This window comes from Yersinia alsatica (assembly GCF_025133195.1).
Lineage (GTDB): Bacteria > Pseudomonadota > Gammaproteobacteria > Enterobacterales > Enterobacteriaceae > Yersinia > Yersinia alsatica.
Genome location: NZ_CP104006.1, coordinates 1,752,985 through 1,764,947, shown reverse-complemented (window position 1 = coordinate 1,764,947; position 11,963 = coordinate 1,752,985). Strand labels below are relative to the sequence as shown.

The window sequence follows — 11,963 nt, the reverse complement described above, 5'->3', positions numbered from 1 at the left end:
ATCCGGCTTCTTGTATTAAATATCGACGAAAAGTCTGCTTTGATGATAACCAGTACCTCACGCCTTATTATGGCGGGCTATTGGTAATAAATAACGTTCTGTTTCGTGTAATATCATGTCGAGATGTTGGTTATCTAGTAGGCGGAACACCCGCTGTATGTAGTGATCCTCACCTTCCCCGGCGATCCGCTGATCACCTTGCCAAACCTGCAAAAGTTTCATTCTGGCTTTAGTTTGTGTTTCTTCATCCCATTGAATCTGGCCAGACTCACGATCAAAGCATTGGCTCAACCATGCCCAACCACTTTTGCTCAGTAGCAGCAGAGGTTCGCACATACCTTGTTGATACCCAGTAATTAGCTGCTGTAAATATTGCCGGGCTTCATCGCAACTGAGAGGAGCATAGCGCCATGCCGTCCCTTTGCGGCCATACATTCGGCTTTCTCCTTCTCCTCCTGCTGCGCAATACACCAAATGCTCAACCCACAACAGAAGCCCATCGACTGCGGTGAGAGCTGCGGGGCGCCAACGAATTAAGCCATCCTCCTGAATCTGATGGATCCATCCTGTAAGAGTGGTATCCCCCAATTCAATATTTAGCTCAATACTGCGGCTCTCTGTACGCTCGCCTCGAATCTGTTGCGCTAGTGGCACCATTTCCTCTTGCTGACTTTCCCAGTAAAGCTCACCGAAGGAGCCATAAGGCAGGTTACCTGCGGCACGGGCACGAGAAAACACGGTAGTGATATCACTGTCTTCTATCAACGCATTCAACAACTGGGTATTAAACTGATAGCGATTAAGGTTATCTAAGGTAAATGGCTCTTCATCAGGCAATTCTGTCTCTTCGATAACAAAATTTACGCCCAGCCGTAGCTGAAAGAATGCCCGTACCGGATGGCGGTAAAAACGGATTAATTCATCCAGTGTAATTTCAGCTAATGGCTCAGGTGACAAGGGTTGATTAAACTGTGGATGTGCTTGCCCACGAGACTCAGCAGAAGGCAACCATTCAGCGGCATAGCTCTGCAATTCGCTATCTTGAATAAAGTTTTCTGCTGAAAATGGCATACGTGCGTGCCAACAAAGTAAATGTTGAATCACACGTTTGGCACTGTCATCAGCAGTGAGCGCTTCATCACCCGGCAAGCGATAACTTTGTGAAATGTATTCAATCAATTCACTGACCAGCACTGAAGGGTAGCGCTTGCTGTTGTCTTGAATCGAACGCCCGATATAACTGATATAAAGCTGTTGCTGGGCGGAGAGCAGTGCTTCAAGGAACAGATAGCGGTCATCGTCACGGCGGCTACGATCACCGCGGCGAACCTGTTTTGCCATTAAATCAAAACCAAGCGGAGGCAGAGTTCTTGGATAAACGCCGTCGTTCATACCTAATAAGCAAACAACTTTAAACGGGATAGAACGCATTGGCATCAAGGTGCAGAAATTAATGGGCCCGGCAAGGAAACGTTGGCTAATACGTTCATTATCCAGACGAGAGGCCAGCTCATCCCGCAGCAAATTAAGTGGCACGATATCTGGATATTGAGCAGCAATACCGTAACTGATAACTTTCTGCCACTGCTGCTCAATCAAGACTAAAACCGCTTCGGTTTCATTATCTGCTTCAAAAAAGGTATCCAATAATTGGCGGCATAGTGGTAGCCATTCACTAAGTGCGCGAGATTCGCTTAATTGCTGCCGCCATTGACTCAATTGCATCAACATATCAGCCAATTGCCCAGCAAGCTCTGCTGCCAAGCCACTAGATTCGTCATAGGGTAAAACACCCTGCCAATCGCCAGCGGTGCTGTCCATGGCGTAACCCAACAGCATGCGAGTAATACCAAAATGCCAAGTATGTTGGCCAGTTGCGGGCAGAGACAACTCTCGCACATTGTCGTCATCTAATCCCCAACGGATGCCAGACTCCCCAACCCACTGCCGCAGACGGCGTAATCCATCTTCAGTAATGCCAAATTTGTTCGCTAAGGCGGGGACTTCCAACAAAGCCAGAACTTGCTCTGAGGTAAAACGGCTCTGAGGCAAATCCAGTAGCGTAATAAATGCCTGTAGAGCGGGATGAGCTTGACTGGCTTTGCGGTCAGAGATGGCAAACGGCAAATAACGCTCCCCGGTCACATTACCAAATGTGGCCTGAATATAGGGGGTATAGCTGTCAATGTCTGCCACCATCACAATGATGTCGCGCGGGGTCAGCTCTGGGTCGGCGGCTAATAATCGCAATAGATTATCTTGTAAGACTTCAACTTCACGTTGGGGGCTGTGACAAACGTGCAAGCTGAGAGAACGGTCTGTGAGTTGTAACTCCCGCTTTTGGTCACTGCGGGCTAAGGTTTCCGCAGTGGTGCCAATAATGGCGTGGTCTTCTAACTCCAGCATATCGTGCTGAATACCATGCAATAAATTGTCCGGTTCGATATCAACAAAGGCATGAACCTCTTGGATTTCATCAACCTGAGACAATAAATACATATGGTCTCGTCCCAGCCGCCCCCACGAAGCTAACAGCGGGTTACTGAGATCCTGCTCACCATCAGCATTAAATAACTGTTCTGCCTGCTCAGGATTGCGAAATAGCTTTACGTCTATCGATTCACGATAATGCCTGCGCTTACGGCTCTGCAATTTAGCCAAAAAAGCATAATCCTGAATATCACCCCAGAAATAACGGCATGGGTTAGTAAACATCAGGTGAATATCAATGTGTTTACCCAGCGCCTGCAAGGCCTGTAAGTAGATGGGCGGTAATGCCGAGATGCCGCAAATAAACACACGTTTTGGCAGCCCCGCGGGGCAAACCTCGGATTCAAGTAGTGTGCGAATAAAACGCTGATAAAGATTGGCTCGATGCCATTCAGGTTGTTCTAACTGGCGGGTATAGCGCGTGAGTTCGACCCACAATAAAGCTTGCCATTGCTGTGCATCATCCAGATTATCAATGAGTTGACCACGCTCCCAACTTTCAAGCCACTCTGGACGATACACCAGATATTGGTCAAAAAGGTCGGCAACACGTGCTGCAAGCTGGTGGATTTTACGTTTATCGCTATCGTCACTTAAATAGCGTTTCATGGGGGAGAATGCCGGATTTTCCAATAAATCAGGCAACAACCACATGAGTTTCCATGTCATCGCATCTTTACTGAATGCACTTTCCTTTGGGATTCCCGGTAATACACGGGTAAACATCTCCCAGATAAAGGTTGCAGGCAGAGGAAACTCAATATTGGCTGCGATACTGAATTGTTGCGCCAGTTGCATTTGCAGCCATTGCGCCATACCGGGGCTTTGAACCAGCACCACTTCTTGTTCGAAAGGGTTATCCAACGGCTCTCGTTCTATCAGCGCAGTCGTTAGCGCCTTAAGTAGATCCAATTGATTAGAATGATAGACCGTGAACATGATGACTCCCTTAAGGCACTATGGAGATATCCGTAAATGATTAAACCAACTGATTATCACTTGCAGATAAATCCTGAGGTTTAATACTCTAACTTGATAATGAGTAAGCGCAATAGCTTACCTCTATTATCTCCCCTTTCGTTCTTGAGGCCGCGGGGATATCAACCGTTCTAAGAACAGAACCAACGGCTTAGCTCGGCCTGCTATTTCGGTCTGATTACTAGGGTAAAATTAAACTCTGCGCACTCTCCGTCAACTTTGGTCATAAATTGTTGATAGCGCCAGTGGGATTTCGCGCCAGAAATAGATGACGCAGTAGGTCTCTTATCTCCGCCACTTTCAATATGTTGATTCAGCAAAGACCAAGCCTGCCGTTGTTGCCATAAGGAAGAGAATCCCTGTAAGAGTGCCTGATGGTATTGCAACAATCCCAGTAGCGAAACCGTGAAAAACAGCGCTGCAATTAACACCTCGGGTAGGCTAAAACCTTGCTGCTCACTCCGGCAATATAGGGTCTTGGCGGGTTGCTGCTGGTAACGGCATTTCAGTAAAGACAAAATTGAGCATCCTTATCAGGACAAAAATCCAACCAACCATGCGCAGTTTTGATCAATTGATAGCCACCGCTATGCTCTGTAACTGCATGCAATTTAACACGTTGATACAGCATCACTGGCGCTCCAGCGGATTGGCTCTCACCTCTTAAGATAAAAAAGCCTGTCAACGAGGCCGGTTTAATACAAGCTTTTAAGCCATATTGTTGATGCTCATTACAATGCCATGTTGTTCCCGCTAGCCACGGCAGTGCGAATAACCAATGTTGTTTAAGCCCCCAGTTTAATGACGACGCCGCTTGGTTGAAGGCCCGTAAATGCCGCTGCTCCTCAGCGGTGATTTGCTGGATATTATCCAATTGCCGGTGCAGCGCTGATAGCAAAAATAGCCCCAGTACAAAAAGTGTGGCGACAGCAGCTAAGGTACTTGCTCCTTGTTGGTGATTCGGCTTCATAAGTTATGGCCACGAATGGTGTAAGTCAGCTGGTGATTGATTGCCGGATGACTTTTTCTTTGCCCTGCCAATTGCACCAGATAAACCTGTTCCGAGGTTTGCAGGGCTAATCGGCTCACAGAAAAGTGTGTGATAATAATCTCTTGTGGATCAAAGAGTTTTTCCCAACCACGAGCAGAACAATTCAGTTCACCACGCTGGCCTTCTAAGGCTTTATTACGTAGACGATAACCAAAATATTCAGATTGTGGATGTTTCTCCCCTTCCCATCGACCATTGCGATTGAGGTCATAAGCCACTATCAAACAAGAGTTCGCTATCTCTCCTGGATAATTATGTGTGGTCACCGCCTTTCCCTGACACTCGCCATGACAAAATCCTGCTCGCCTTAAGTCTTTTTCCAGTGCTGCCATAACCTGACTCAGAGTTAATTCCAGATGATAATGCTGCTGCAAGAGTGATATTTGCTGACGCAACTTTGGGAAAGTCTGTGTGGCGGCCATAATGATCAAGCTGCCAATACTCAATGCCAGCATCATTTCCGGCAGAGTAAAACCAGCCATATATTTCTGTAAAAAATGGTCTGATGTGGCTGACTTTTTTGTCATCATTATTGGCATAAATGAATCCCTGCCATTGACTGTTCTTCACTGCACAACCTCATTCGCCCACGGCTGGAAATAACTAGCCGGATACGCCCTGCCGGGCTACTGAGGATGATATTTCCAGCTTGTGCTGTGTTCCTCACACCAAAGAAACCAATCTCTTTTTTTAAAGAAATCGCGATACTCACATCAGGATAAGGAGGAGTAAACACTGAGCCTGCTAGTGTGGAACAGGGCATCACAGACTTATCGCCACTGCTTAAGCACCCCTGTCCATCAGGTTGCGCCCACAATAGTGCCGTGTAGTTGCCGCGATTAGCTTCAGCCTGTAAGTGTATTAAGAAAGCGAGTAACTGGCGGGCGCTATCCGCGAGCCTTTCGCGCTGTTGATAATGATGCCAACTTTGGGCTCCCCATGCGGTCATTGAACCAATCAATGCAATGACCAGCAGCAATTCAATAAGACTGATACCTTTTTGTTTTATAAAAATATTGTTTCTTTTAAAACAACCATTTTTTAGTGATTTTTTAATTTCCATGTCGCGAGTCTACATCGCTAAAATTTGCGTGCCAGTCACTCATAACCAATCTTGGAAAGGGTGCGCAGGATTTTATTTATGGCGACAGAAATGCAGTAGAAATTGCGCAGCAGCTCGCAGTTTTTATTAAGTGTGGGGGGCGATAGAGAAGGCAAATAGTAGAGAAGCGATGAATATAAAACTGGGGCCATTGCGGCCCCAGTCAAAGAACTAAATAGCAATCGGTGCTTTGATTCCCGGATGAGGATCATATCCCTCAATCTCAAAATCTTCAAAACGATAGTCAAACAATGAATCAGGTTTACGTTTGATAATCAGTTTCGGCAATGCTCGCGGTTCGCGGCTCAATTGCAGTTGTGTTTGTTCTATGTGGTTGCTGTAGAGGTGCGTATCGCCCCCAGTCCAGACAAAATCACCCACTTCCAAATCACATTGCTGTGCCATCATATGAATCAGCAATGCATAGCTGGCAATGTTAAATGGCAACCCAAGGAACACATCGCAAGAACGTTGATATAACTGGCAAGACAGCTTGCCGTCAGCAACATAGAACTGGAAGAAAGCATGGCATGGCGCCAATGCCATTTGATCCAATTCGCCCACATTCCAAGCAGAAACAATGATTCGGCGAGAATTTGGGTCTTGCTTCAACTGTTGAACCACGTTACTCAACTGATCAATTTTACGGCCATCTGCTGCGCCCCAGGCGCGCCACTGCTTGCCATAAACTGGGCCAAGGTCGCCGTTTTCATCAGCCCACTCATCCCAAATTGAGACGTTATTTTCCTTCAAATAAGCAATATTGGTATCGCCATTGAGGAACCATAACAGCTCATGAATGATTGAACGCAAATGGCAACGTTTAGTGGTCACCAGCGGGAAACCATCTTGTAAATTGAAACGCATCTGATGCCCAAAAATTGACACCGTCCCAGTACCGGTACGGTCATCTTTAGCAGTGCCTTCTGCCAGCACTTTTTTCATCAAATCCAGATACTGTTTCATATTACCTCACGAAAGTTGTTGCGCAGGACGGCGATACGCCCAAATCATCATAATGATACCGGCCAGAATCATAGGTACAGATAAGATCTGCCCCATGCTGATCACGCCGTCGAACAAGCCGAGCTGAGCATCTGGTTGGCGGAAACATTCCACAATAATACGGAACGCGCCATAACCAATCAGGAACAGGCCAGACACACTGCCCATTGGGCGCGGCTTGCGGATAAACAGATTTAGGATAATAAACAATACCACCCCTTCCAGCAGCATTTCATACAGTTGCGAAGGGTGACGCGGTAATACACCGTATTGGTTGAAAATCGCCTGCCATTTTGCCGGGTCTGCGGCAACAATCGCAATATCTTCACCACGAGAAGTTGGGAAGAGCATGGCCCACGGGGTATCTGTCGTGACACGGCCCCACAGTTCGCCATTAATAAAATTACCTAAACGGCCAGCACCCAAGCCAAATGGTATTAAAGGAGCAATAAAATCAGAAACTTGGAAGAAATGGCGTTTGGTGCGGCGGGCAAACCACAGCATCACACAGATAACACCAATCAAACCACCGTGGAATGACATGCCGCCATCCCATACCTTGAACAGATACAGTGGATTGTCGAGGAACATCGGCAGGTTATAGAACAGAACATAGCCGACACGGCCACCAACAAACACCCCAAGGAAGCCGGCATAAAGGAGGTTTTCGACTTCTTCTTTGGTCCAGCCACTGCCTGGTTTATTGGCCCGACGAACCGCCAACCACATGGCAAAGACAAAGCCCACCAAATACATCAGGCCATACCAATGGAGGGAAACCGGGCCAATTGAGAAAATGACCGGATCAAATTTAGGAAACGCCAGATAGCTATTGCTCATCTATCACCACGAAATGTCTATTGTTCTTGCCCGGTTAGGGCTACAGGTAGCGCATAATAGCATAGGGCCGAGGAACTCTGGAAAGTCGCCAGAGAAAAGTTCTGTAAACAATGCTCACCCTGAAAAATAAACGCCCCGGCGCAATGTGTTTATGGGTATAGCCAAATTCATTGGCACCGCAGCTAAGCAGCAAGTGCTGGCCCGAAGAATGACTCTCATCATGCCGCTGAGCTGACTCAAAGCAGTGATTCGGGCAAGCAAGAGCAGCTAACAACGCGAAGGAAAAAGGGCTATTTCCCACCACGGATTAATCCGCCCAATCCTCTACGCTCCATAAATGCCGCCGTTAAATGACGCACATCAGTAGTCATTTGGGCAGTAAGCACTCGCTCAGCCAATGCCTGTGCATCCGCTAACTCGATATTGCGCAGTAAGTATTTTATACGCGCTACACTGCGGCCATTCATACTGAGATTACGGTAACCCAACCCCACCAGCAGCAACGCGCCCATGGGGTCACCGGCCATTTCACCACAGAGACTCACCTGGAGGCCAGACTGTGCCGCCTGAGTCAAAATGTGGCTCAGCACTTGCAGCATCGCGGGGTGTAAGCTGTCATACAGTGAAGCTACGTGGGTATTATTGCGATCGACAGCCAGCAAATATTGCGTCAAATCGTTAGTGCCAACCGAGATAAAATCTACCCGAGATTTCAGATAAGGCAGCATGAAAATCATGGCTGGAACCTCAATCATCACGCCCAATTTTGGCTGTGGCAATTCATAACCTAAGACTTCCTGCACTTCACGCCCGGCGCGGTCAATCAGACGTTTTGCCTCATCCACCTCTTCAAGACTGGTGATCATCGGCAATAAGATCCCCAGATTACCGGTTCCAGCATTGGCACGGAGCATCGCTCTCACCTGGATCAAAAAGATCTCTGGCTGATCCAGCGTGACACGAATACCGCGCCAACCCAGGCAAGGGTTCTCTTCGCTAATGGGCATGTAAGGCAGTTGTTTGTCTGCACCAATATCCAGTGTTCTCAGCGTGACCGGTTTATTCGGGTAAAGCTGTAACATGCCTTGATACTGGGCCACTTGTTCTTCTTCTGATGGGAAGCCGCTTTGTAGCATAAAAGGAATTTCAGTGCGGTACAGGCCGACACCATCAACTCGCCCACCCAGCAGTTGCTCATGTTCCGGGCTAAGGCCGGCATTAAGCATGACTTGAATCCGCTCACCACTTTTTAGCGCCGCAGGTTGCTCGACGTCATCTTCCGCCAGTTTACTGAGCTCGATCTCTTCAGTCACCAGCCGCTGATACTCTTTAACCAGCACGGGCTCTGGATCAACCAGCACCTCACCACGATAGCCATCGACAATCAATAACCGCTGATTAAGCAGCGCAGGTTGAATGTCAGCGCCCATTACCGTTGGGATCCCCATGGCGCGCACTAAAATGGCGGCATGGGAGTTAGCAGCGCCATCGCGCACCACGACCCCCGCCAGGCGATCCTGTGGTACTTCAGCCAGTAGCGTCGCGGTTAGCTCATCGGCCACCAGAATAAAACGCTCCGGCCATTGGCTGGCTCCGGAGGTTGTATCATCGAGATGGAACAATAAGCGCTGCCCCAACGCGCGCAAGTCACTGGCACGCTCACGCATGTAAGTGTCTTGCAGGCTGGCAAATTGCGCGGCAAATTGTTCAACCACCTGCTTAACCGCCCATTCTGCCACCGAACCGGCATCAATCTGAGCGAAAAGCTCGCGTTTTAGGCGGGCATCATTTAGCAAGTGGGAGTAGAGATCAAAAATCGCCGCGCTCTCTTTTTGCGAGCTGGCGGCAAAGCGCTTACTGAAACGGCGGAATTCAGCCGCAGCCTCTTCCAATGCCTGGGTCAGGCGTTCACGTTCCAGAGCCGGATCGAGTGTCGAGGCTTCGTAAACCAAATCGAGGGACGGTTGCGATGTATCCTGCCACCCTTCAGCCACAGCAACACCGGGCGCCGCAGCCAGTGCGCGGATTCGGGTTTGGCGGTATTGGCCAAAAATCGCATTAAGCTGAGATTGAGACAGAATGCCTGCCAGCTGTGTCGCCAGCGTGACCATGAACGACTCTTCGCTCTCATCAAACTGACGATGCTCACGCTGTTGAACCACCAGCACGCCGAGCAACTGGCGGCGATAGATAATAGGCACCCCGAGAAACGCCCGGAAGCGATCCTCTTTAACTTGCGGAACATATTTAAAACTTGGGTGACTCTGTGCATCCGCCAGGTTAATTGGCTCGGCCAGACGCCCTACCAACCCGACAATACCTTCGTCAAAAGCCAGCGTAATAGTGCGACCACGGGGCTTTTTCAAACCCCGTGTCGCCATCAGGTAATAACAACGGCGGTCATTGTCTGCCAGATAAATCGAGCAAACTTCCGTGTCCATCGCCAGACAGGTTTCATTGACCAACAGCTCTAACGCATCTGTTAGAGTGGTTGCCATCGCCACTTTCTCAACTATTTCTCGCAAACGCGTGAGCATGATCGGCTTAACTTAACCTCTTTTACGGCGATAAGCGGGCGGTACCCGTGGCGGAGCGACCTCCTGCACAGGCATTACGGTTGGCGCAAACTCTTTCATTACACGACGATAAACATCACGTTTAAAAGACACCACCTGACGCACCGGGTACCAATAACTGACCCAGCGCCAGCCATCAAACTCCGGGGTACTGCTGCGCTGCATGTTTATATCGGCTTCATTACACATTAACTGTAGTAGAAACCATCGCTGTTTTTGGCCGATGCATACCGGCTTTGTATCCCAACGCACCAAACGCTTAGGTAATTTGTAACGTAACCAGTTACGGGTTGAAGCCAGAATTCGGACATCCTTTTTGTTAAGTCCTACTTCTTCAAAAAGTTCGCGATACATTGCCTGCTCTGGTGTTTCACCGGGGTTTATCCCCCCTTGAGGAAACTGCCAAGAGTGCTGACCGTAACGCCTGGCCCACAACACTTCTCCCTGCCGATTACAAATTACGATACCCACGTTCGGGCGGTAGCCATCATCATCGATCACCGGACTACCTCGATAAGCTTAAAACTCAAAGATGCTCTGATTGTTTCACACTAGCAACAGGCGGTAAACCACTGCTTATCCGCCAGCGAAACCTGATAACTTTGGGATAACTCACAGATATTAGCAAAGTTATAAACACCCTAGAGGCTGCGCGCACTATTTTATTCACTTTTTCTGTGGATATAGGTGTGCAGAACTCTAGGGAAAAGCAGGTACAACTCATTTTAACGTAATTATACGTCAAAAATATCTAAAAAAATAAATGATTAATTTCAACAAAATAACAGGTTTCCCACAGGTATTTACCACGCAAAAATGTGATCTATGTCCGTTTTGGATCTGGCACTGGCTAAAGATCCATCAATGTCGTTTTTATCCACAGATAATGGGGCAAAGTTATGCAAAAAAGAGCAAAACTCGCAAAAAAACCTGCCGTCAAGCCTGTAAATTGAACCAGTGATCGTGATTTACTGAGGTTATCCCATAAATCTGTGGATAAATAGGTGTAAGATCCTGTTCATTATTACTGTCAGTAGGTGCACAAGATAACCAGAATAAAAGTATTTGCTCAGAGGGAGGAAAGAAAACTTCCGTTAAATCATGCTATTATTCATTTCGGCCGTGCTGGACAACAATACATCCACCGCCACTTTTATTTCAGCTTGTTTTTTAACCGACTTTAGCAGGTTTCCGCCCATGTCTGTTTATTCACTGCCCCCGGCACCACCTACTGATGAACATCAACTTTTTCAACGAGCTCAGGCCTTGTCAGGTTTTACCCTTGGCGAATTGGCAACTCGAGCACAGTGGGTTATTCCAGCAGACTTAAAACGCGTTAAAGGTTGGGTCGGCATGTTGCTGGAGTTCTATCTGGGTGCTAGTGCCGGCAGCAAACCTGAACAAGACTTTGCTGATATTGGCATTGAGCTGAAAACTATCCCTATCAGCGCTCAGGGCAAACCACTGGAGACCACTTTCGTCTGTGTCGCCCCCCTCACCGGTAATAGCGGTATTACCTGGGAAAGCAGCCATGTGCGGCATAAACTGGCCAGAGTGCTATGGGTTCCTGTTGAAGGTGAACGGCAAATCCCTTTAGCTGAACGCAGAGTTGGTGCGCCTTTACTGTGGAGCCCAAACGAAGCAGAGGAAGAATTACTGCGCCGTGACTGGGAAGAGTTAATGGATCTTATCGTTTTGGGTAAAGTCGAGACCATCACCGCCCGCCATGGTGAAGTATTGCAACTGCGGCCCAAAGCGGCCAATAGCCGTGCCTTAACCGAAGCTATCGGTGAGCAAGGACAGCCCATCATGACGCTGCCCCGCGGCTTCTATCTGAAAAAAACCTTCACCGGCCCGATGCTGGCACGCCACTTTTTGTTGTAGCCGCAGGTTCGTTCATTAACGACTTTATTGCTGCACC

General features: G+C 48.2%; 10 protein-coding genes. 1 reads left to right on the top strand and 9 read right to left on the bottom strand.

The annotated features are described in order from the left end of the window. Window positions 1-57: 57 nt before the first annotated feature. The 9 genes from recC to rppH form a co-directional block, all read right to left on the bottom strand. Window positions 58-3,429 (bottom strand): exodeoxyribonuclease V subunit gamma, encoded by a 3,372-nt coding sequence (recC, locus tag N0H69_RS07710; RefSeq protein ID WP_050152397.1) that lies wholly within the window; start codon window positions 3,427-3,429, stop codon window positions 58-60. A 203-nt stretch (window positions 3,430-3,632) separates the two neighbouring features. Beyond that, window positions 3,633-3,977, bottom strand: coding sequence for a prepilin-type N-terminal cleavage/methylation domain-containing protein (locus N0H69_RS07705; RefSeq protein ID WP_151419890.1), 345 nt, complete (start codon window positions 3,975-3,977; stop codon window positions 3,633-3,635). Continuing rightward, window positions 3,974-4,438, bottom strand: coding sequence for a YgdB family protein (locus tag N0H69_RS07700; RefSeq protein WP_050146546.1), 465 nt, complete (start codon window positions 4,436-4,438; stop codon window positions 3,974-3,976). Before N0H69_RS07700 ends, N0H69_RS07705 begins: the two co-directional genes overlap by 4 nt. Continuing rightward, the gene (locus N0H69_RS07695) at window positions 4,435-5,049 is read right to left on the bottom strand and encodes a prepilin peptidase-dependent protein (RefSeq protein WP_145534700.1); all 615 of its coding nucleotides are present in this window, start codon (window positions 5,047-5,049) and stop codon (window positions 4,435-4,437) included. The genes N0H69_RS07700 and N0H69_RS07695 overlap by 4 nt, the downstream gene beginning before the upstream one ends. Continuing rightward, the gene (locus N0H69_RS07690; protein WP_050152394.1) at window positions 5,049-5,582 is read right to left on the bottom strand and encodes a prepilin peptidase-dependent protein; all 534 of its coding nucleotides are present in this window, start codon (window positions 5,580-5,582) and stop codon (window positions 5,049-5,051) included. Before N0H69_RS07690 ends, N0H69_RS07695 begins: the two co-directional genes overlap by 1 nt. Before the next feature lie 210 nt (window positions 5,583-5,792). Beyond that, entirely contained in the window at window positions 5,793-6,587 is a 795-nt protein-coding gene (gene thyA, locus N0H69_RS07685; RefSeq protein WP_050109947.1) for a thymidylate synthase, read from the bottom strand. Window positions 6,588-6,593: 6 nt separating this feature from the next. After that, complete coding sequence (gene lgt / locus N0H69_RS07680; protein ID WP_050109948.1) at window positions 6,594-7,466, bottom strand: prolipoprotein diacylglyceryl transferase; 873 nt, start codon at window positions 7,464-7,466, stop codon at window positions 6,594-6,596. Between the two features lie 290 nt (window positions 7,467-7,756). Then, window positions 7,757-10,003, bottom strand: a complete 2,247-nt coding sequence (gene ptsP / locus N0H69_RS07675; RefSeq protein WP_050124015.1) for a phosphoenolpyruvate--protein phosphotransferase — start codon at window positions 10,001-10,003, stop codon at window positions 7,757-7,759. Between the two features lie 12 nt (window positions 10,004-10,015). After that, entirely contained in the window at window positions 10,016-10,543 is a 528-nt protein-coding gene (rppH, locus tag N0H69_RS07670; protein ID WP_019211575.1) for an RNA pyrophosphohydrolase, read from the bottom strand. A 696-nt stretch (window positions 10,544-11,239) separates the two neighbouring features. Here rppH and mutH point away from each other — a divergent pair. After that, a complete protein-coding gene (gene mutH, locus N0H69_RS07665; protein WP_050109951.1) occupies window positions 11,240-11,926 on the top strand; it encodes a DNA mismatch repair endonuclease MutH in 687 nt (228 codons plus the stop codon). The last annotated feature ends 37 nt before the right edge of the window (window positions 11,927-11,963 follow it).